Raw genomic sequence first — 19,481 nt, 5'->3', positions numbered from 1 at the left:
CGGATCGCCGCCATGAAAATCGCCTCCGTGACCGCCAATCTCGCCAGCAACTTCAGCCAGAGCCAGACGCTGGACATCCGCCAGAGCGTCGCCGCCAGCCAGACGCCGGCCCCATACCAGGCCCAGCCCACCGCCAGCGACAGCGTCGCGCTCAGCAGCCAGGGGCTGAGCAGCCTGCTCTCGTCCAGCCTGATGCTGGACGACGACGCGGTGTTCAGCCTGCTGAAGGCGGTGCTGGAGCGGGCCTTCGGCATCCAGATCTGGCTGCGGGCCGGCCAGCGGCGTGACGGCGGCCCGGGCACGACGGCGCCGCCGGTCACAACCACGCAGCAGAGCGTCGATTACCAGCAAACCCAGCAGCTGCAATTCTCCGCCACGGGCCAGGTCACCACCGAGAGCGGCCAGCAATTCCAGTTTTCGCTGAACCTGTCGATGCAGAGCCATTACGAATACCATTCCAGCTCCGCCAGCCAGAGCGGCGGCCAGGCCCGCGATCCGTTGATGATCACGCTGGGCAGCGACGCCGGCGGCTTCAGCGGCGCGACGGTGAGCCTCGATCTGGGCAATGACGGCCAGATGGAGAAGCTGCCCTTCCCCACCGACGGCGGCTGGCTGGTACTGGACAAGAACGGCAGCGGCAAGATCGACGACGGCGGCGAACTGTTCGGCCCGCAATCCGGAAACGGCTTCGCCGACCTGGCGCGCTACGACGCCAACCACGACGGCGTGATAGACGAATCGGACCCGGTGTATTCGCAGTTGAAGATCTGGACCGGGCGCAACGCCGATGGCAGTGACCAGCTGGAGACGCTGCAGCAGGCGCATGTCGGCGCCATCCTGCTGCCCAGCGTCTCCGCGCCGCTGACGATACGAGACGACAGCGGCAGCGCGACGCCGACCGCCCAGATGCAGAGCGCCGGCGTCTATCTTCGCGACGACGGCCAGGCCGGCATGGTCAGCCAGGTGGACGTATACGGCTGAAACTACTGCGGCCGGCTGACGATGTCGGCCTTGAACCATTTGCGCGACAGCGCCTGCAGCGTGCCGTCGCGCTGCAGATGCCCGATCGCGCGGTTGACCTCGGCCAGCAATTGCGGACTGCCCCGGCGCAACACCACGCAGGCGTCCTCGCGCGCCAGCATGCGCCCGGCCGGCACCAGTTCGCCGTGGGTCTTCAGCGTCAGATTGAAGGCCGCCAGCCGGTTGATCACGATGGCGTCGATCTCGCCGCGACGCAGGCCGTCGTATTTGACCAGATCGTCCTGATACAGGTGGATGTGGGCGCCCGGCGCGTTGGCGCGCAGCCACTGCTCGTAATTGGTGCCGGCGCTGACGCCGACGTGGGCGCCGGCCAGATCGGCCGCGCCGCGAAAACGTTCCAGGTCGGCCTTGCGCACCACCAGCTGCAGGCCGGAATAGGTATACGGTATCGAAAAATCGAAGTACGCCCGCCGCTCCGGCGTCGCCACCACCTGATTGATCACCGCGTCGACCCGTCCGGCCCGCAGGCTGTCCAGCATCTGCCCCCAGACTATCGTTCGGAAGTCCGCCCCGACGCCGAGCTGCCGCGCCAGCGCCCGGCCGAAATCCACCTCGAAGCCCTGCAGCTCGCCGCTGCCGGACGCGCGCAGGCTGTACGGCGGAAACGTGCCCTCCAGGCCAATCACCAGCGCGTTGCGCTGCCGGACGCGCGCCAGCGCCTCGCCGCCGGCGTCCGCGCTCAGCGCCGCCAGCAAGCCGACCGCCGCCAGCAGCCCTATCGCCACCCTGCCTATCTTCATTCCCTCGTCTCCCGCCAGGCGCGATGCCGCGCATGGTTCAAGATAGGTCATTTGCCGACGGACGACGGCGACGAACGGCCGCCGGCAATGGATGGGGAAACGGCCGCGGCCTGCCCCAAGGAACAGTCGGGCGCGCATTGAGATAAATTCTCATTGACTCCATTAATGAGAACGATTATCGTTTACTAAACCACTCACCGGAGAAGTCCCATGAATGCAATGCTGGTCGGAGCCGACACCCTGGGCAACATCCCGGATGTGCTGCAGAACTACGGCATCACCATTCACCGCCATCTGAGCGGACGCAACAGCTCGCATCAACGCAAGGTGGACCGCCTGCCGGCCGGCACCGATCTGTTGATCCTGTTCACCGATTTCCTCGGCCACAATGTGATGCGCCACTTCCGCGAACTGGCGGCCGAGCAGCAGATCCGCTTCATCGCCTGTCGCCGTTCGGTCTGCGCGTTGAAGCAATCGTTGACCGGCGCCGGCATGTGCGAACAGCCGTGCGCCGCCTGCCCGCAACGCGGAGGCGACAAGGTCGTCAGGCGCAAGCGCTGACGCAGACTGTTTCGGTAAAGCTTTTCTCTACTTCTACCTTTGTAGATTGACGAGCCGGCGCGAAGCCGGCTCTTTTTTTGCCGGCCGTGCCTGCCGCCTCAATCGGCCCCGTCGCCGGCGCGGCGCGCCGCCTGGCGCAGCAGGTCCAGCTGCCGCGAGAACTGCCGGCAATTGCCGCACAACAACAAATGCATCCTGAGCTTCAGATGCTCGGCCACGGTCAGCGGCCGGTCCATGCCGGCCGATATCAGCCGGCTGGCCGCGCGGCAATTCAGCTTCATCGCTCGTCCCCCCGACTCCAGCGTATCGAAAAACATTCGCGCAGACTCATCCGCGCCCGGTACAGCAGCACCGAACAGTTGGTCGCGCTGATCTCCAGATTGTTACAGATGTCGGCGATCTCCATGCCCATCACCTCGCGCATCGCGAACACCATCGCGGTGCGGCGCGGCATCACCTTGGAACATTCTTCGAACACCTGCCAGAACTGCTTGGAGACCAGTTCCGACTCCGGCCCGCCCCAGCCGCGCACCGTCTCGCGCCAATGGCCGTCCTCGGTGAACAGGCCGTCGAAATCGCCATCGCCCGCCTCGTCGTCCAGCGATTCGAACAGCTTCTCCCTGCCCTTGCGGCGCAAGGCGTCTATCAACTTGAAGCGCAGTATCGACGTCAGCCAGGTGCGCAGCGTCGATTTGCCGGAAAAACTGTCCCGCGACTCCAGCGCCGCCAGCAGCGTCTCCTGCACCGCCTCCTCGGCGGCGTCGCGCTCGCGCAGCTGGGCCAGCGCGTAGCGCAACAGATACGGGCGCTCCTGCTCTATCGCCTGCGGATCGACCATGCCGCTACTCCCTGCAGAATTCCACCGCCTGATCGAGGCGGTCGACGGCCAGCACCTTCAAACCCTCGATCTCCTGGCGCGGCTTGTTGGCGGAGGGCACGATGGCGCGGGTGAAGCCGAGCTTGGCGGCTTCCTTCAGCCGCTCCTGCCCGCGCGTCACCGGCCTGACCTCGCCGGCCAGGCCCACTTCGCCGAACACCACCAGCTTCTCCGGCAGCGCCTTGTTCCGCAGCGACGACACCATCGCCAGGATGATGGCCAGATCGGCCGCCGGCTCGTTGATCTTGACGCCGCCGACGGCGTTCAGGAACACGTCCTGGTCGAAACAGGCGACGCCGCCGTGGCGGTGCAGCACCGCCAGCAGCATCGCCAGCCGGTTCTGCTCCAGGCCGACGGTCAGCCGCTTCGGCTGGAAACCGTGGCAGTCGTCGACCAGCGCCTGGATCTCCACCAGCAGCGGCCGCGTGCCCTCCTGCGTCACCAGCACGCAGGAGCCGGCGACATCGTCGCGGTAGGAGGACAGGAAGATCGCCGACGGATTGGACACGCCCTTCAGGCCGCGGTCGGTCATCGCGAACACGCCCAGCTCGTTGACGGCGCCGAAACGGTTCTTGATCGCGCGTATCATCCGGTAGTTGGAGTGGGAATCGCCCTCGAAATACAGCACGGTGTCCACCATGTGCTCGAGCACGCGCGGGCCGGCCAGCGAGCCCTCCTTGGTGACGTGGCCGACCAAGAGCACGGTGATGCCGCTCTGCTTGGCCATCCGCGTCAGCTGCGCCGCGCACTCGCGCACCTGCGACACCGAGCCGGGCGCCGAGGTCACCTGCTCGGTGTACAGCGTCTGGATCGAGTCGATCACCACCACCTCGGGCAGCTCGCGCTTCAGCGTCTCCAGGATGTTCTCGATGCAGATCTCGGCCAGCAGATCGACGCTGCTGGTATCGAGCGCCAGCCTGGAGGCGCGCAGCGCGATCTGCTGCGCCGACTCCTCGCCGGACACGTAGAGCACCTTGCGGCTTTGGCCGATCTGCGACAAGGCCTGCAGCAGCAGCGTGGATTTGCCGATGCCGGGATCGCCGCCGATCAGCACCACGGCGCCGCGGACGATGCCGCCGCCGAGCACGCGGTCCAGCTCGTCGATGCCGGACGGGTCTCGCGGCGTTTCCGCGGTCTGCACCTCGGACAGCTTCTGCACCTTGGTGACGTTGGCCGCCCAGGACTGGAAGCGCGGACCGGCGGCGGCCGGCGCGGCCACCGCCTCGACCAGGGTGTTCCAGGCGTTGCAATGCGGGCACTGGCCCTGCCACTTCGGCGATTGTCCGCCGCACTCGGTGCAGCTGAATACGGTTTTGTTCTTGGCCATCTGCGAATGGGAAGCTGGGATCTAAAGGCGCAAGGATAACAGGACGGCGCGCGCCGGGCAGCCGGGAAGATCGCGGCCGCCGCCGAAAAAGATCGTGAGCAGGTTCTCAGCCGGGCGGGCGGCTGGCGTCGGTCTTGTTCAACTGATTGATGATGTTCAGCAGCCGGTTCTGATCCGGCTCGCCCTTATTGCCCTGCGCGTGCTTGCCGCCGCTGGCGTCCTTGCCGTCCTTGCCGCCGTTGCGCATCGCCGCCAGCACCGCCGCCACCTGCGGGTCGTTCTTCGCGGCCTGGTCGGCTTCGTCGCTGCTCAGCGGCTTGGGCTGGCCGTCGTCGCCCGCCGGCGACGCCATCGCCGAGCTGGCCGGCCGGGCGCCGGCGCCCGGCGCCGCGCTGGCGGCCTGCTTCTCCGGCGGCGGCTCCATCGTCTCCAGCTTGTTCTTGGCCATGTACTCGTTCATCTCGCGCCAGCCGGAATAGATGGAGGCCTTGTCGGCGTCCGGATTGCGCAGATAGCACGCCTCCAGCGAGCGGCCGGTCTGGCGGCAGGCCGCGCCTATCGCCTTGTCCGACTCCTTGGTCAGGCCGGTGACGCTGTTCACCCAGTTGCAACCGCCCAGCGCCAGCATCGTCGCCAGCAACAGCAGTCTTCTCATGCTCGTCCCGCCTTTCTCGTCAGCTGCGCGGCTTGCGCAGGTCCAGCTCCACCACTTCGCCGCTGCGGCCGCGGCTGTCCGCGCCCAGCCAGTACAGCATGTGCGGCATCAGATCGGCCAGATCGCCGCGCTCGCTCTTGTCCTCGCCCGGATGGGTGCGGTTGCGCTGCGGCGAATTGACCGGCCCCGGCAACAGCAGGTTGACGCGCAGATTCGGATGCATCTCCCATTCGCTGGCCGCCACCTCGGTCAGATACGGCAGCCCGGCGTTGGAGGCGCCGAAACCGCCCCAATAGGCCTTGGGATGCAGCGCGTGATGCTCGCCGACGAACAGCACCGACGCGTCCGGCGCCTCCTTCAGCAACGGCAGGCAGGCCCGGGTCAGCGCGAACGGCGCCACCGTGTTGATCCGGTACTGGTTCATCCATTCTTCTATGGTCTGGTTGGAGAGCGGCGACAACGCGTAGAAATGCGAGGCGCAGTGGACGATGCCGTCCAGCCGGCCGAATTCGCGCTTGATGGTCATCGCCAGCGTGCCGAATTCGTTCTCTCCGGCGTTCAGCAGGTCCAGGGGCACCGCCGCCGGCTCCGGCGCGCCGGTGGCCGCTACTTCATCGTAGACCTTCTCCAAACCCTTGACGCTGCGCGCCAGCAACACCACCGCCGCGCCATGACGGGCCAAGGCCAGCGCCGTCTCGCGCCCTATCCCCTGCGTGGCGCCCGTCACCAGGATCACGCGTCCGGCCAGCGCGTCGCCGGCAAATTCTGTCTTTATCGTCATTGTCGTTCTATCCGCAAGTCCCGCATCACGGCCGCCGCCGCGGCCACGCCGCTGCGCACCGCCCCCTCCAGTGTCGCCGGGTAGTCGGGGCAAGCCCAATCCCCGGCGAGGTAAACATGCCGCCACGGGCTCAGCGGTCCCGGCCTGTCCAGGCCGACCGCGCTGGCAAACGTGGCGCGCTTCTCGATTATCGTCTTGCTTTGCAGCGGCTCGCCCAGATGGGGCGCCAGCCGCCGCACGTCGTCCAGCACCCGCCGCGCCAGCTCCGCCGGCTCCGGCAGCTCGGCCGGCGCGCTGAGCACCGCCGCCACCAGCCCGGCCTCGCCGACCAGCGCCTCGCGGTCGAACAGCCAGTCGGCCACGCCGCCGCTGACGCCCATCATCGCCGCCGGCAGCCGCGGCGACGCGTCGAAGCGCAGATAGACGGTGGCGATGGGCCAGTAGCGGTAGGCCGCCAGCCTCTGCCGCAGCCCGGCGTCGTCCAGCAGGTCGGCCGCGTGGTAAGGCGCCGTCGCCAGCACCACCGCGTCGTACTCGGCGCCGTCCACCCGCGGCCGCCCGTCTCCGGGTTCGAGGCGGCGCACCCGGCGGCCGCCATGCAGCGCCGCGCCGCGTTCGCCCAGCCAGCGCCAGGCCGGGTCGGGAAACAGCGCCGACAAGTCCGCCGCCGGCAACAGCAGATCGCTGTCGGCGCGTCCGGCGCCCAGGCTGTCCCGCAACACCGTCGCCAGCACCTGCATCGACGCCTCTTCCGGCGGCGTGTTAAGCGCAGACAACACCAGCGGCCGCCAGAAATCGCGGCTCACGACGCCGCCCTGCCCCCGTTCGGCCAGCCAGTCGGCGACGCTGCAATCGCGCGGCAACCGGTAGCCGGCGGCCTTCAGGCCGCCCAGCGCGCGCAGCAGGCCCAGCTTGTCGGACCAGGCCAGGCCGTCGGCGCGCAGCAGACCGACCAGCAGATGCAGCGGCGCCGGCAGCCGCGGGCAGCTCAGCTTGACGCCGCCTTCGCGCCACCATTGCAACGGACGCCGCAGCAGCAGGCGGTCCGGATCGGCGCCGACCATCCGCATCAGGCGCAGGCATTCTGCATAAGCGCCGAGCAAAATGTGCTGACCATTGTCAAACCTGTCGTCGCCGCGGCCGCTGCAGCGCGCGCGGCCGCCCGGTTCGCGGCCGGCCTCGTAGACGGAGACCTCGGCGCGCCCGGCCAGCTCCACCGCCGCGGCCAGGCCGGCCCAGCCGGCCCCGACCACGGCCACGCGGGGCTTCACGGCTTGTAGCCGAAGGTCCAGGTTTTCCAGGCCAGCCACAGCTTGCGCACCGGCGTCAGCGACAAGCGCTGGTTCAAGACCTTGGCCGGTCCGTCCAGGCTGATTTCCTCCAGCGTGGCGCGATAGATCGCCGCCATCAACAGGCCGGGCCGCTGCGCCTTGCGATCAGCGGCCGGCAGCAGATCCCAGGCCTTGCGGTAATGCTCGTGGGCGCGCTCGATCTGGAAGGCCATCAGCGCCTTGAAGGCTTCGCTTTCCTCGTAATGCAGGATGTCCATCGCCGGGCAGTTGAAGCGCTGCAACTCCTCCATCGGCAGGTAGATGCGGTCGCGGCGCGCGTCCTCGCCGACGTCGCGGATGATATTGGTCAGCTGGAAGGCCACGCCCAGTTCGTGCGCGTACTCCAGCGTCTTCTCGTCGCTGTAGCCGAAGACGCGCGCCGCCAGCGTGCCGACCACGCCGGCCGCCCGGTGGCAGTACAGCAGCAGGTCCTGGAAGCGCTGGTAGCGGACCATGCCCAGGTCCATCTCCATGCCGTCGACGATTTCCTCCAATTCGGACTGCGGCAGGCCGAAAGCCGCCAGATGCGGCAGCAGCGCCCGCATCACCGGATGATCGGCCTCGCCGCGGTAGGCGCGCTGCACCTGGCCGCGCCACCAGGCCAGCTTGGCGTGGGCCACGCCCGGGTCCTGGCATTCGTCGACCGCGTCGTCCACCTCTCGGCAGAAGGCGTACAGCGCGGTGATCGCCCGACGCCGTTCCTCCGGCAGAAAACGGAAGCTGTAATAAAAACTGGAACCGCTGGCCGCGGCCTTGTCCTCGCAATACTGATCCGGCGTCACGCGCCCCTCCCCCAACTTGTCGTCGGCCCGCGGTTCGAGCCGACCGCATTCACGGCGTCGCGCCGGCTCACCTGGCCCGGCACGCCCGCCACATCATATAGATCCAATCGCCGGCACCCAGCCTGGGCCGCTCTGCGAACACATCGCCGCCGGACGCGTGCAGCTTGTGCAGCACGCGCTCTCCGCCCATCACGATCAGCCGCAACTCCAGCCCCAGTCGTCCGCGCAGCGTCCTGCCCAGCGGCGCGCCGGCCTGCAGCATCTTGCGGGCGCGCTCCACCTGGTACAGCATCAGCGCGCGCCACTTGGCGTCGGCGCGGCCGTCGGCGATCTGTCCCTCCGACACGCCGAAGCGGGCCAGGTCCTCCTGCGGCAGGTAGACCCTGCCCTTGCCCCAGTCCACCGCCACATCCTGCCAGAAATTGATCAGCTGCAAGGCGGTGCAGATGCCGTCGGCCTGCGCCAGGCTGCGCGCGTCGGTTTCGCCGTACAACGCCAGCATCAGCCGGCCGACCGGGTTCGCCGAGCGCCGGCAGTAGTCGACCAGCTCGCCGAAGCTGTCGTAGCGCGTCTTGACTACATCCTGGCGGAAAGCCGACAGCAGGTCGCGCATCGGCTGCAACGGCAAGCCGTGCGCGGCGACGGCCGCCGCCAGCGGCGCCATCAGCGCGATGCGCGGCGGCTCGCCGGCGGCGATGCGGTCCAGGTCGGTCTCCAGCCGGTCCAGTTCCGCCAGCCGGCTCGCGGTGTCGGCGTCGCCCTCGTCGGCGACATCGTCGGCGTAACGGGCGAAATGATAGATGGCATGCACCGCGCGCCGCATCTTGCGCGGCAACAGCAGCGATCCCACCGGGAAGTTTTCGTAATGGCCAACCGACATCGGCGCCTTCCTGCGTATCCGGACCGCCGATTATAACCGAGGCCCAGGTCCGCCACAGCGTCCTGTCCATCGACATCGAGATGCCCGCACGTCATCAGCGCCCGCTCGAGATCCTTTTCGCACGGAGCAGCCACGCGCCCGGCCGTTCCGGCGCTTCCCCTTTATTTTTTACGTCGCCGGGTATTTACAAGAAAAATCGCTGGCCTTATACTGCGCCTCACTGTGAACGCAGCGTCGAGCGGGGGTATAGCTCAGCTGGGAGAGCGCTTGCATGGCATGCAAGAGGTCAGCGGTTCGATCCCGCTTATCTCCACCAAACGACCACGTCGCAGTATTGGAAACAGCCCGCTGATGCGGGCTTTTTTCGTTTCCAAACCATCCGTCATCGCCCCATCGTCGCCAAATCGCAACTATGATCAAACAACCGGGCGCCAAGCGACCCGGAGCCCGCGCCAACCGCTGCGACGAAACGAGCCATGACGAGAAAGCTTTCCCCCTCTTCCGCCATCCGGTGGGCGGCGGGCACGCTGATCCTGGGCCTGCTCCTCACCACGCTCGCCTGCCAGCTGATCGAGAGCCGCAATGCCGATACCCTGCGCCAGGCCGCCAGCCAGGCCGCGCAACGCGCGCTGACCGGCATCACCGAACGGCTCAACCGCTACCAGTACGGCTTGCGCGGCACCCGCGGCGTGGTCGTCGCCGCCGGCGAGCGCGGCCCGTCCCGCGCGGCCTTCCATCGCTACGGCCTGAGCCGCGACATCGAACGCGAATTCCCCGGCACCCGCGGCTTCGGCTTCATCCGCCGCGTGCCGGCCGACGAGCTGGCCGGCTTCGTCGCCGACATGCGCGTCGGCGACGCAACCGACTTTTCCATCCAGCAATTCCAGCCCTACAGCGGCGAGCACGCCATCGTCCAGCTGGTCGAGCCCCCGTCCAACGCCTCCGCCATCGGCCTGGACATCGCCTCCGACCCGACCCGCCGCCGCGCCGCGCAAGAGGCGGTGGACAGCGGCGAGGCGCGGCTGTCAGAGCCGGTCACGCTGAAACAGACCTCGGCCCGGCCCGGACAAGGCTTCCTGATCCTGCTGCCCATCTATCGCGGCGTCGCCACTCCGGACACGCTGGAGGCCCGCCGCCGGCTGGCGCTGGGCTGGAGCTACGCGCCGTTGCAGATAGACGAGGCCTTGAGAAAAATCCCCTTCGACCCGAACAGCGGCTGGCTGGAGCTCAGCGACACCACCAATGCCGCCAGCCCCATCGTTTTCTTCCGCACCCAGGCCGCGGCGCCGCACCCTTCCGCCATCGCCGTCCAGGCCGCCCCGATCTTCGGCCGCGTCTGGCAGCTGACCTTCCACGCCAGCCCGGCCTTCGCCGCCGACCTGAACCTGCCGTCGACCGACCTGGCCGCGCTGATAGGCGGAGTGTTCAGCCTGATCGGCGCGGCGCTGGCCTATGCCTGGCGCAGCAATGTGCTGTCCCGCCGCCGCCTGCAAAGCACCCAGGAGGATCTGGCCGCCATCGTCGAAAGCTCGATAGACGCCATCATAGGCATGACGCTGGACGGCACCATCGTCAGCTGGAACAAGGGCGCGCAGGATATGTTCGGCCACCGTGCCGCCGAAGCGGTCGGCCGCTCGCTGCCCCGGCTGATCGTGCCGGAACAGAAACAACCGGAAGAGCAGGCGCTGCTCGCCCGCATCGGCCGCGGTGAACGCGTCGCCCACTTCCAGACGCTGCGCCGCCGCAAGGACGGCGCGCTGATGGATGCGGCGGTATCGGTCTCGCCGATCTACGACAATGACGGCGCCGTGGTCGGCGTCTCGGCCACGGTGCGCGACATCACCCAGCAGAAGGAAATGGAAGCGCAACTGCTGGCGCTGAACACCAAGCTGGAAGAACAGGTGGAGGAGCGCACCCACCAGCTGGAAAGCATGCGCCGCGACCTGCGCACCATGCTGGACGCCGTGCCGTCGATGATAGGCTATTGGGACCGCAATCTGGTCAACCAGCTGGCCAACCGCGCCTACCACAACTGGTTCCAGCGCGCGCCGGACAGCCTGCCGGGCACGCCGCTGTCCAAGCTGATGGACCCGGTCCTGCTGGCGACCAGCCTCCCCCGCATCGAGGCCGCGCTGCGCGGCGAAACGGTGCAGTTCGAACGGACCCAGCCCGCCCCCGACGGCAGCATGCGCCACACGCTGGTCGACTATATGCCCGACGTAGTGGACGGCGTGGTGCGCGGCTTCTACTCGGTGGTGCACGACGTCACCGAGCTGGTGGAAGGCCGCACCCGGCTGGCCGCCGCGCTGCGCGAGAACGAGGCGCTGCTGCGCACCATCAACCAGCAGCTGCAATACTCGGTCACCGACGCCGACGGCCGCATCCTGGAAGTCAACGACCGCTTCTGCGAGGTCAGCGGCTACGCCCGCGAGCAACTGATCGGCCAGGACCACCGCCTGCTCGCCTCCGGCCAGCACGATCCGGCCTTCTGGCAGGCCCTGCGCGAAACCCTGCTGCGCGGCGAAGCCTGGCATGGGGAAATCTGCAACCGCGCCGGCGACGGCGGCCTGCGCTGGTCCGATACCGTGATCGCGCCGCTGACCGACGAACGCGGCGGCATCGAGCGCATCATCGCGCTGCGGATCGACACCACCCGCCGCAAGCTGGCCGACGCCGAAATCCAGCGCCTGAGCCTGCTGCTGTCCAATGTGCTGGCGGCCGCGTCGGAAGTGTCCATCATCGCCACCGACAGCGAAGGCCTGATCACCGTGTTCAACGCCGGCGCCGAGCGCATGCTGGGCTATGCCCAGCAGGAGATGGTGGGCCTCTGCACGCCGGCCCGCTTCCACCTGGAGCGGGAAGTGGTCGCCCGCGGCCGCGAATTGAGCGCGCAATACGGCGAGGACGTCGCCGGCTTCAGGGCCTTCGTCCACCTGCCCGAAATCGCCGGCGCCGAAATCCGCGAATGGACCTATGTGCGCAAGGACGGCAGCCACGTCGCGGTATCGCTGGCTGTGACTGCGATACGCGACGACGCCGGCGCCATAGACGGCTATGTCGGCATCGCCGTCGACATCACAGAACGACGCCGCTCCGAGGCGCAGCTGATACAGGCCAAGCAGCTGGCCGAGCAGGCCAGCATGGCCAAGAGCCAGTTCCTGGCCAATATGAGCCACGAGATCCGCACCCCGCTGAACGCGGTGCTGGGTCTGCTGCAACTGCTGCTGCACACCACGCTGGACCCGCGCCAGCTCGACTACGTCGCCAAGACCCAGACCGCCGCCAAATCGCTGCTGGGCCTGCTGAACGACATCCTGGATTTCTCCAAGATAGAGGCTGGCAAGCTGCAGCTGGAATTGCACCCCTTCCTGCTGGACGGCCTGCTGCGCGACCTGGGCGTGATCTTGTCCGGCAGCCATGGCGAGAAGGATGTCGAGGCGGTGTTCGAGATCGATCCGGCCTTGCCCGCCGCGGTGGCCGGCGACCGCCTGCGGCTGCAGCAGATCCTGATCAATCTGGCCGGCAACGCGATGAAATTCACCGAGCGCGGCCAGGTGGTCGTCAGCGTGGAGCGCTTGCGGCTGCGGGACCAGCGCGCCCTGCTGCGCTTCGCGGTTCGCGACACCGGCATAGGCATCAGCCCGGAGCAGCAGCGCCACATCTTCGAGGGCTTCACCCAGGCCGAGGCCTCCACCGCCCGGCGCTTCGGCGGCACCGGCCTCGGCCTGGCGATCAGCCAACGGCTGGCCGGCCTGATGGGCGGCCGGCTGCAAGTGGAAAGCGAGCCGGGCCGCGGCAGCCGCTTCTGGTTCGACATCGAGCTTGACGTCGCCGACGCCGCGCCGCTGACCGCGCAGTCGCTGCCCGGCCCGGAGCGGCTGCGCATCCTGGTGGTGGACGACAATCCGCTGATGGGCGAGGTGCTGGGTGGCACGATACGCACGGCCGGCTGGCATGCCGATTACGCCGCCAACGGTGCCGCCGCGATCCGCGCGGTGGCCGACGCCGCCAACGCCGGCCAGCGCTACGACGTGGTGCTGATGGACTGGTGCATGCCGGACATGGACGGCGTCGGCGCCGCGCACCGTCTGCGCGAAACCTGCGCCCCGGCGGAAGCGCCGGTGGTCATCATGATCACCGCCTTCGGCCGCGAAGTGCTGTCGGAACTGGTCGACCGCGACGACAGCCCGTTCGCCGACTTTCTGACCAAGCCGATCACGCCGCAGCAATTGCTGGAAACCGTGACCCGCTGCCTGCACGGCGCGGCGGCGGCGACGACGGCCGCGGCCGGACAGCGGCTGGCCGGCATGCGGCTGCTGCTGGTCGAGGACAACGCGCTGAACCGCCAGGTGGCGTCGGAGCTGCTCGCCATCGAGGGCGCGCGGGTGGAGATGGCCGAAGGCGGCTTGCAGGGCGTGGCGATGGCCACTTCGCCCGACGCCCGCTTCGACGCGGTGATCATGGACATGCAGATGCCGGACATCGACGGCCTGGAGGCCACCCGCCGCATTCGCGGCCACGGCGTCGAGCTGCCTATACTGGCGATGACGGCCAACGCCAGCCCGGCCGACCGCGACGCGTGCCTGGCCTCCGGCATGAACGACCACATCGGCAAGCCGATAGACATCAACCAGCTGGTGCCGAGACTGCTCGCGCTGACCGGCCGCGCGGCCGCCGCGCCCGCCGCCGCAGACATTGAGGAAACCCAGGCGCCGGACATCGAGCCGGAGCAGCGGGTGTTGCAGCGCTTCGGCCTCAGGCGCGAAGCGATGCACAACGCGCTGCGCCGCTTCGGCCCGGAAGCCGAGCGGCTGCTGGAACAACTGGACCGTCAGCTGGACGACGGCACGACGACCGGCCTGGCCGCCACCTTTCATTCGCTGAAAGGCACCGCCGCCACCGTGGGCGCCGCCGCGCTGGCGCGCCGCGCCGCCGAGCTGGAAACGCGCGCCAAAACCGGCGCCGACACCGATATCGACGCCTGGCGCCGGGCCGCGACCGAGCTGCGGCAGCTGGCGCGCGACGGCATCGGACAACTGGCGGAGCGGCTGCCGCCGCCGGCCGAGGACTCCCCCGTCGAACCGCTGTCGCCGCAACAATGGCTGGAGCGGCTGCATGCGCTGCTGCCATTGCTGGAAAGCGGCAATCTGGCGGCGATAGACCTGGTGATGTCGCTGCCGCCGCAAACGGCGGAACGCGTCCGGCCGCAGGTCGAGGATTTGGTCGAGCAGGTGCAATTGCTGCAATTCGCGCCGGCCGCCAGCATCGTCAAGCATCTGATCGAAAGCGAAGCGTAAATGGACCCACTCCCGTCCGAGCCGCCCGACGCCGCGGCGCGGCCCAAGATTCTGGTAGTCGACGACCAGACCGCCAACATCCTGCTGGTGCGCGATCTGTTCAAGGACGATTACGAGATTTTCATGGCCCTGAGCGGCGAGCAGGCGATAGAACAATGCCAGGCGGTGATGCCTGACCTGATCCTGCTGGACCTGGTGATGCCCGGCATAGATGGTTTCGAGGTGTGCCGGCTGCTGAAGGCCGACGTCCGCACCCGCGCCGTGCCCATCATCTTCGTGTCCGCCCAGCGCGAGGAGGCAGACGAGGCGCGCGGCTTCGAACTCGGCGGCGTCGACTACATCGTCAAGCCGGTCAACCACACGATACTGCGCGCCCGGGTGCGCACCCATCTGGCGCTGAAGTTCCAGACCGACCTGCTCAGCGCCATCGCGCTGGTCGACGGCCTGACCGGCGTGGCCAACCGCCGCCGCTTCGACGAAGTGCTGCAGGCCGACTGGCTGCAATGCGCGCGGCTGCAACAACCGATCTCGTTGCTGATGATCGATGTCGACCATTTCAAGCGCTTCAACGACCGCTACGGCCACCAGGCCGGCGACGACTGCCTGCGCCGGGTCGCGCAGGCGATCAAGCAATCGGCGCGCCGTCCGCACGATCTGACCGCGCGCTACGGCGGCGAGGAGTTCGCCTGCATCCTCCCCGACACCGACGGCGCCGCCGGCGTCGCCCACGCCGTCCTGACCGCAATCCGGGAGCTGGCGATCCCCCATGCCGCCTCCGACGTGGCCGAGGTGGTGACCGCCAGTCTCGGCGTCGCCACCGTCGTCGCCAGCCACGAGTCGACGCCGCAGGCGCTGATCGAGGAGGCCGACCGCCAGCTATACCAGGCCAAGCGCCAGGGACGGGCCCGCGCCTGCGCCTCCGCGCCGGCGGAGGGCCGGGACTAGAGCGAGACCGCGCGCGCGCCCGCCGTCAAGGTCGACACATACTCCGCGGTGCGGCGTTCGCGCGGCGCGCCGAATATCTGCGCGGCCGGTCCCGCCTCCACCACCCTGCCGTGCTCCAGCAGCACCACGTCGCGCGCGACGCTGGCCGCCAGCCGCAGATCATGCGTCGCCATCAGCATGGTGACGCCGTCGGCCGCCAGCTGGCGCAGCACCGCCACCACCTCGGCCGCCAGTTCCGGGTCCAGCGCCGACGTCGGCTCGTCGCACAACAACAAGCGCGGCGACGGCGCCAGCGCGCGGGCGATCGCCACCCGCTGCTGCTGGCCGCCGGACAGCGTGGCCGGCCAGGCGTCGGCCTTGTGCGCCATGCCCACCTTGTCCAGCAACTCGCGCGCCCTCGCCTCGGCCTTGTCGCGCGGCCAGCGCTGCACGGTCAGCAGGCCCTCCATCACATTCTGCAAAACGGTCTGGTGCGGAAACAACTGGAAGCTCTGGAACACCATGCCGGTGGCGCGGCGCACGCGCAGAATGGCCTCGCGCGGCAGACGGCGGCCGGGCGCGAAGCGCAGCGTCTCGCCGGCCAGCGACAGCTCGCCGGCATCCGGCGTCTCCAGCAGGTTGGCGCAACGCAGCAGCGTGCTCTTGCCGCCGCCGGACGGACCGATCAGCGCGGTGACGCCGCCCTCGGCCAGCTCCAGGCCGACCCGGTCCAGCACCGTGTGGCCGCCGAAGGATTTGACGATGTCGTTCAGCTTGATCATGCCGCTGCCCCCACCGGCGCCACATGGCGGTCGAAACGTTTTTCCAGCCGCTCCTGCAGCCAGCTCAGCACGGTGCTCAACAATAGATAGATGAAGGCGGTCTCCAGATACAGCAACAACGGTTCGTAAGTGGTCGCGGCGATGCGCTGCGCGGCCTGGAACATTTCCGGCACCGTCAGCACCGCCGCCAGCGAGGTGTCCTTGACCAGCGAGATGAAGGAATTGGCCAGCGGCGGCACCGCCACCCTGCCCGCCTGCGGCAATATCGTGCGGCGCATCGCCTGCGACCAGCTCATGCCCAAGGAATACGCCGCCTCCCACTGCGCCTTCGGCACCGACGAGATCGCCGCGCGGATGACTTCCGAGGTGTAGGCGCCGACGCTGAGCACAAAACCGAGCAAGGCCGCCGGGAACGGATCGAACACGATGCCGACGCGCGGCAGGCCGTAGAAGATCACGAACAGTTGCACCAATAGCGGCGTGCCGCGCACCAGCCAGGAATAGCCGCGCACCAGCAGGACCAGCGGGCGCGGCCCGAACAGCCGGATCAGCGCCACGGCCAGGCCCAGCGCCAGGCCGCCGGCGAAGGACAGCAGCGTCAGCGGCACGGTGAACACCATGCCGGCGTACAGCAGCGACGGCAGCGAATCCGCCATCAATTGCAACCACGGGGGCATCGCCACTCCTCAACTCAACGCGACACGTCGGCGCCGAAATACTTGTACGAGATCTTCTGGTAGCTGCCGTCGGCCTTGATCGCCGCCAGCGCCTTGTCGATGGCCGCCTTCAACTCCGGACTGCCCTTGCGCAGCAGCACCGCCGACGCCTCGCCGCTGGCCTCGGTGGCAGCCACCTTCAGCTTGCTGCCCGGCTGCTTCTTCTTGAAGTCGAGGAAGGACAGGCTGTCGTTGATCGTGGTTTCCACCCGGCCGGACTCCAGCAGCGCGACCGATTCGTTGAAACCCTGGGTCGGCACGATCTCGGCGCCGTAGCGCTGCGCCAGCTTGCCGAAGTTGCTGGTCAGGGTATTGGCCGACTTGCGGCCCTTCAAGTCTTCGAAACGCTTGATGTCGCGGTTGTCGTCGCGGACGATCAGCACCGCCTTGGACACGATGTAGGGCGTCGAGAAATCATACTTCTGCCTGCGGGCGTCGGTGACGGCCACCTCGTTGATCACCACGTCGTAGCGCTTGACGTCCAGACCGGCGATCAGCCCGTCCCACTTGCCTTCGACGAATTGCGGCTTGACGCCCAGCCGCTTGGCGATGGCCTGGCCGATCTCGACGTCGAAGCCAGTCAGCTCGCCGGAGGCGTTATGGTAGGTGAACGGCGCATAAGTGCCCTCGGTGCCGATCTTCAGCACGCCGGCCTTGCGGATATCGGCCAGATCGTCGGCCTGGGCCGCCGCGGCGGCCAGCGACAGTCCCAACAGCAGCGCGGCATTCCATTTTTTCATCGTCGAATCTCCATCGGTATGCGGTGTCTCCCGGCCCCGACGGCCGGACATGGCGCTACCTTATCAGCGGTTAGTTAGAACGTTAAGTGATATTATTTTTCAATCTTATTCCATAATTAAATATCAATACCCATAGCGGGCCGTCATGTCGCGCCGGATACCTCATTCGCCAGTCAAAATGGGTAATTTCTGCAATTTTTCAAAATATTTTCACGAAGCGCTTGCACGGTAAAATTGGTCAAGGTATAGTTCGCCTCCTGTCGAGACCCAACGGTCATCGCGAAAGCGAAATCGACGGATATGTGGGGGTATAGCTCAGCTGGGAGAGCGCTTGCATGGCATGCAAGAGGTCAGCGGTTCGATCCCGCTTACCTCCACCAACAATTCAGTCCCTATCGTCTAGAGGCCTAGGACACTGCCCTTTCACGGCGGCGACCGGGGTTCGAATCCCCGTGGGGACGCCATGGTTTTATGTGGGGGTATAGCTCAGCTGGGAGAGCGCTTGCATGGCATGCAAGAGGTCAGCGGTTCGATCCCGCTTATCTCCACCAGTCAAAAGCCGAAATCTTACGATTTCGGCTTTTTCCTTTTTATTTTCCAAAAACCAGCAAAAATAAAAATTGGCGCCAGCGGCGCCAATTTGTCGTCGATACCGCTTAACGGCCGCGCTTGCGAAACTGCTCCGCCAGGCCGGCCAGCTTGTCGGCATAAGCGGGGTCGGTCGCATAGCCGCCGCGCGCCAGGGCGCCGGCGAAGGCCCTGGCATCCGAACCGACGCCCAGCGCCGCGCGGTAGCGCGGATTCGACGCCAGCAGGTCGGCGTAATCGTCGAAGGCCGCGCGATAATCCGGATAGGCGCGAAACGACTCCACCCTGCTCTGCCTGTGGCCGCCGACGAATTCCGTCGTCAACGCCGCCGCCGCCTCGCCGCGCCAGCGCGCGTCGGCCTTGATGCCGAACAGATTGTGGCCGTTGCTGCCATCGGCGCGCGTCAGCGGCTTGCGCCCCCAGCCGGACTCCAGCGCCGCGTGCGCCAGCACCAGGTCCGGCGTCACGCCCAATCGCGCCGCCGCCGCCTGCGCATGCGGCAACATTTCGTCGACAAAGGCCTGCCTGTCTTGCGGCGCGCCGGAAAAATCGGCGCCGCCGGCGCCCAGTTGCTGACGGACGCTCCAGGCCTCCGGCGACAAAGCCTGCGCCGAAGCCGGCTCGCCGCCGGCGATGAAGCGCTCCACTTCGGCGCGCACGCCGGCGAACTGCTCGGAAAAACCGCCGCCGCCGGACGGCAGCGCCAATGGCAAGGCCACCGCGTCGGCCGACTGGGCGGGACCGGCCGTCGACCAGCCCTCACTGCGCTGCGTAAACATCGCTCTCGCCCTCCAGCACGCGCTGCAGCAGCTGCCTGCGCTCTTGCAACAGCCGGCCGTTGCGCAGATTGCGCTCGCGGCAATCGGCGATCAGCGCGCGCAGTCGCCGCCAATGCGCGTCGCCCTGCTCGCGCAGGGCCGTCGGCAAGGCCTTCAACACCTCTGCCATCGAACGCTCGGCAGCCAGAGGCAGCAAGGCGTCCACCACCGCCAGGCGCTCGCGGCGACTGCCCTCCAACCTGTCGCACAGCGCGGCGATCTCGCCGGCGCAGCGCTCCAGCGCCGCGGCGTCATGCTCCAGCGCCGCGCGAAACTGGCTCTCCAGCCATTCGAGCAGCCGCGGGTAGTCGGCCAGGTCGGCGCCTATCGTGGCGAACAAGCGGCGGTAAGCCTGTCCAGCCTCCATCAGCGCCCGCCGTGGTACTGCTCGACCAGCTCGGCCAGCCGGCGCGGGTCGAAACGCACTTCGCCGCGCGCCAGCGCGGCGCGCACTTCGTCCACCCTGGCCTGATCGATTTTCGGCATCGCCTGCAAGGCGACGGCCGGCGCCGGCGCGGCCGGCTCGGCGGCGACTCTCGCGATAGGCGCAGCCGCGGCGGACTCGGTCTTGCCGGAGGACGTCGGCTCGCTGCCGCGGGAAAAAATGGGAGATATCTGCATCTGTCTGCCTGTGGACTGTA

The 19,481-nt window shown here is 67.9% G+C and carries 19 protein-coding genes and 4 tRNA genes; 8 read left to right on the top strand and 15 right to left on the bottom strand.

Annotated features, from left to right (window positions below; genetic code table 11):
* Positions 1-12 precede the first annotated feature (12 nt).
* Positions 13-981, top strand: coding sequence for a hypothetical protein (locus CXB49_RS06685; protein ID WP_101707669.1), 969 nt, complete (start codon positions 13-15; stop codon positions 979-981).
* A gap of 2 nt (positions 982-983) precedes the next feature.
* On the opposite strand, the gene CXB49_RS06680 is transcribed toward CXB49_RS06685, so the two are convergent.
* Positions 984-1,781: a transporter substrate-binding domain-containing protein gene (locus CXB49_RS06680; protein ID WP_101707668.1), complete on the bottom strand. Its 798-nt coding sequence runs from the start codon at positions 1,779-1,781 to the stop codon at positions 984-986.
* 210 nt (positions 1,782-1,991) lie between these two features.
* On the opposite strand from CXB49_RS06680, the gene CXB49_RS06675 reads away from it, so the two are divergent.
* Positions 1,992-2,342: a DUF2325 domain-containing protein gene (locus CXB49_RS06675; protein WP_101707667.1), complete on the top strand. Its 351-nt coding sequence runs from the start codon at positions 1,992-1,994 to the stop codon at positions 2,340-2,342.
* A 98-nt stretch (positions 2,343-2,440) separates the two neighbouring features.
* Here CXB49_RS06675 and CXB49_RS06670 read toward each other — a convergent pair whose 3' ends face one another.
* The 8 genes from CXB49_RS06670 to hpnC all read right to left on the bottom strand — a co-directional run bounded on the left by CXB49_RS06670 (position 2,441) and on the right by hpnC (position 8,975).
* Positions 2,441-2,623: a zf-HC2 domain-containing protein gene (locus CXB49_RS06670; protein WP_101707666.1), complete on the bottom strand. Its 183-nt coding sequence runs from the start codon at positions 2,621-2,623 to the stop codon at positions 2,441-2,443.
* Positions 2,620-3,180, bottom strand: coding sequence for a sigma-70 family RNA polymerase sigma factor (locus CXB49_RS06665; RefSeq protein ID WP_101707665.1), 561 nt, complete (start codon positions 3,178-3,180; stop codon positions 2,620-2,622). Before CXB49_RS06665 ends, CXB49_RS06670 begins: the two co-directional genes overlap by 4 nt.
* 4 nt (positions 3,181-3,184) lie before the next feature.
* Positions 3,185-4,546 carry a DNA repair protein RadA gene (gene radA, locus CXB49_RS06660; protein ID WP_101707664.1) on the bottom strand — a complete coding sequence of 454 codons (1,362 nt, stop codon included), beginning with the start codon at positions 4,544-4,546 and terminating at the stop codon, positions 3,185-3,187.
* 106 nt (positions 4,547-4,652) lie between these two features.
* Positions 4,653-5,201 (bottom strand): hypothetical protein, encoded by a 549-nt coding sequence (locus CXB49_RS06655; protein ID WP_101707663.1) that lies wholly within the window; start codon positions 5,199-5,201, stop codon positions 4,653-4,655.
* A gap of 19 nt (positions 5,202-5,220) precedes the next feature.
* Complete coding sequence (locus CXB49_RS06650; RefSeq protein WP_101707662.1) at positions 5,221-5,982, bottom strand: SDR family oxidoreductase; 762 nt, start codon at positions 5,980-5,982, stop codon at positions 5,221-5,223.
* Positions 5,979-7,253 (bottom strand): hydroxysqualene dehydroxylase HpnE, encoded by a 1,275-nt coding sequence (hpnE, locus tag CXB49_RS06645; RefSeq protein ID WP_233492962.1) that lies wholly within the window; start codon positions 7,251-7,253, stop codon positions 5,979-5,981. The genes CXB49_RS06650 and hpnE overlap by 4 nt, the downstream gene beginning before the upstream one ends.
* Positions 7,250-8,095, bottom strand: coding sequence for a presqualene diphosphate synthase HpnD (hpnD, locus tag CXB49_RS06640; protein WP_101707661.1), 846 nt, complete (start codon positions 8,093-8,095; stop codon positions 7,250-7,252). Before hpnD ends, hpnE begins: the two co-directional genes overlap by 4 nt.
* 67 nt (positions 8,096-8,162) lie before the next feature.
* On the bottom strand, positions 8,163-8,975 hold the full coding sequence (hpnC, locus tag CXB49_RS06635) for a squalene synthase HpnC (protein WP_101707660.1): 813 nt from the start codon (positions 8,973-8,975) through the stop codon (positions 8,163-8,165).
* A 240-nt stretch (positions 8,976-9,215) separates the two neighbouring features.
* Here hpnC and CXB49_RS06630 point away from each other — a divergent pair.
* From CXB49_RS06630 to CXB49_RS06620, 3 genes are all read left to right on the top strand, one after another.
* Positions 9,216-9,291: transfer RNA gene (locus CXB49_RS06630), tRNA-Ala, on the top strand.
* Positions 9,292-9,451: 160 nt separating this feature from the next.
* Positions 9,452-14,272 carry a PAS domain S-box protein gene (locus CXB49_RS06625; RefSeq protein ID WP_101707659.1) on the top strand — a complete coding sequence of 1,607 codons (4,821 nt, stop codon included), beginning with the start codon at positions 9,452-9,454 and terminating at the stop codon, positions 14,270-14,272.
* A complete protein-coding gene (locus CXB49_RS06620) occupies positions 14,273-15,217 on the top strand; it encodes a diguanylate cyclase domain-containing protein (protein WP_101707658.1) in 945 nt (314 codons plus the stop codon).
* On the opposite strand, the gene CXB49_RS06615 is transcribed toward CXB49_RS06620, so the two are convergent.
* The 3 genes from CXB49_RS06615 to CXB49_RS06605 are packed head-to-tail and all read right to left on the bottom strand — an operon-like array spanning position 15,214 to position 17,434.
* Positions 15,214-15,978: an amino acid ABC transporter ATP-binding protein gene (locus tag CXB49_RS06615; RefSeq protein WP_101707657.1), complete on the bottom strand. Its 765-nt coding sequence runs from the start codon at positions 15,976-15,978 to the stop codon at positions 15,214-15,216. The two genes, CXB49_RS06620 and CXB49_RS06615, sit on opposite strands and share 4 nt — an antisense overlap.
* A complete protein-coding gene (locus CXB49_RS06610; protein ID WP_101707656.1) occupies positions 15,975-16,655 on the bottom strand; it encodes an amino acid ABC transporter permease in 681 nt (226 codons plus the stop codon). Before CXB49_RS06610 ends, CXB49_RS06615 begins: the two co-directional genes overlap by 4 nt.
* A gap of 14 nt (positions 16,656-16,669) precedes the next feature.
* Entirely contained in the window at positions 16,670-17,434 is a 765-nt protein-coding gene (locus CXB49_RS06605; RefSeq protein WP_101707655.1) for an amino acid ABC transporter substrate-binding protein, read from the bottom strand.
* Positions 17,435-17,738: 304 nt separating this feature from the next.
* Here CXB49_RS06605 and CXB49_RS06600 point away from each other — a divergent pair.
* From CXB49_RS06600 to CXB49_RS06590, 3 genes are all read left to right on the top strand, one after another.
* A tRNA-Ala gene (locus CXB49_RS06600) sits at positions 17,739-17,814 on the top strand.
* An 8-nt stretch (positions 17,815-17,822) separates the two neighbouring features.
* Positions 17,823-17,898 (top strand) — tRNA-Glu (locus tag CXB49_RS06595).
* An 11-nt stretch (positions 17,899-17,909) separates the two neighbouring features.
* Positions 17,910-17,985, top strand: a tRNA-Ala gene (locus CXB49_RS06590).
* Positions 17,986-18,090: 105 nt separating this feature from the next.
* Here CXB49_RS06590 and flgJ read toward each other — a convergent pair.
* Genes flgJ through flgM form a run of 3 tightly spaced genes read right to left on the bottom strand, consistent with a single transcriptional unit; the run spans position 18,091 to position 19,461 of the window.
* A complete protein-coding gene (gene flgJ, locus CXB49_RS06585; protein ID WP_101707654.1) occupies positions 18,091-18,801 on the bottom strand; it encodes a flagellar assembly peptidoglycan hydrolase FlgJ in 711 nt (236 codons plus the stop codon).
* Positions 18,782-19,207 (bottom strand): flagellar protein FlgN, encoded by a 426-nt coding sequence (locus tag CXB49_RS06580; protein WP_101707653.1) that lies wholly within the window; start codon positions 19,205-19,207, stop codon positions 18,782-18,784. The genes flgJ and CXB49_RS06580 overlap by 20 nt, the downstream gene beginning before the upstream one ends.
* Positions 19,207-19,461, bottom strand: coding sequence for a flagellar biosynthesis anti-sigma factor FlgM (gene flgM / locus CXB49_RS06575; protein ID WP_101707652.1), 255 nt, complete (start codon positions 19,459-19,461; stop codon positions 19,207-19,209). The genes CXB49_RS06580 and flgM overlap by 1 nt, the downstream gene beginning before the upstream one ends.
* Positions 19,462-19,481 lie beyond the last annotated feature (20 nt).

The sequence above is a fragment of the Chromobacterium sp. ATCC 53434 genome, assembly GCF_002848345.1.
Lineage (GTDB): Bacteria > Pseudomonadota > Gammaproteobacteria > Burkholderiales > Chromobacteriaceae > Chromobacterium.
The sequence above is the reverse complement of the archived record's forward strand: the minus strand, read 5'-3'. Positions and strand labels throughout refer to the sequence as shown.

Bases quoted from the DNA above. Each gene is read 5' to 3' on its own strand.
- CXB49_RS06685 (WP_101707669.1), top strand. From the start codon at position 13: ATGAAAATCGCCTCCGTGACCGCCAATCTCGCCAGCAACTTCAGCCAG.
- CXB49_RS06680 (WP_101707668.1), bottom strand. From the start codon at position 1,781: ATGAAGATAGGCAGGGTGGCGATAGGGCTGCTGGCGGCGGTCGGCTTG.
- CXB49_RS06675 (WP_101707667.1), top strand. From the start codon at position 1,992: ATGAATGCAATGCTGGTCGGAGCCGACACCCTGGGCAACATCCCGGAT.
- CXB49_RS06670 (WP_101707666.1), bottom strand. From the start codon at position 2,623: ATGAAGCTGAATTGCCGCGCGGCCAGCCGGCTGATATCGGCCGGCATG.
- CXB49_RS06665 (WP_101707665.1), bottom strand. From the start codon at position 3,180: ATGGTCGATCCGCAGGCGATAGAGCAGGAGCGCCCGTATCTGTTGCGC.
- radA (WP_101707664.1), bottom strand. From the start codon at position 4,546: ATGGCCAAGAACAAAACCGTATTCAGCTGCACCGAGTGCGGCGGACAA.
- CXB49_RS06655 (WP_101707663.1), bottom strand. From the start codon at position 5,201: ATGAGAAGACTGCTGTTGCTGGCGACGATGCTGGCGCTGGGCGGTTGC.
- CXB49_RS06650 (WP_101707662.1), bottom strand. From the start codon at position 5,982: ATGACGATAAAGACAGAATTTGCCGGCGACGCGCTGGCCGGACGCGTG.
- hpnC (WP_101707660.1), bottom strand. From the start codon at position 8,975: ATGTCGGTTGGCCATTACGAAAACTTCCCGGTGGGATCGCTGCTGTTG.
- CXB49_RS06625 (WP_101707659.1), top strand. From the start codon at position 9,452: ATGACGAGAAAGCTTTCCCCCTCTTCCGCCATCCGGTGGGCGGCGGGC.
- CXB49_RS06620 (WP_101707658.1), top strand. From the start codon at position 14,273: ATGGACCCACTCCCGTCCGAGCCGCCCGACGCCGCGGCGCGGCCCAAG.
- CXB49_RS06615 (WP_101707657.1), bottom strand. From the start codon at position 15,978: ATGATCAAGCTGAACGACATCGTCAAATCCTTCGGCGGCCACACGGTG.
- CXB49_RS06610 (WP_101707656.1), bottom strand. From the start codon at position 16,655: ATGCCCCCGTGGTTGCAATTGATGGCGGATTCGCTGCCGTCGCTGCTG.
- CXB49_RS06605 (WP_101707655.1), bottom strand. From the start codon at position 17,434: ATGAAAAAATGGAATGCCGCGCTGCTGTTGGGACTGTCGCTGGCCGCC.
- flgJ (WP_101707654.1), bottom strand. From the start codon at position 18,801: ATGTTTACGCAGCGCAGTGAGGGCTGGTCGACGGCCGGTCCCGCCCAG.
- CXB49_RS06580 (WP_101707653.1), bottom strand. From the start codon at position 19,207: ATGGAGGCTGGACAGGCTTACCGCCGCTTGTTCGCCACGATAGGCGCC.
- flgM (WP_101707652.1), bottom strand. From the start codon at position 19,461: ATGCAGATATCTCCCATTTTTTCCCGCGGCAGCGAGCCGACGTCCTCC.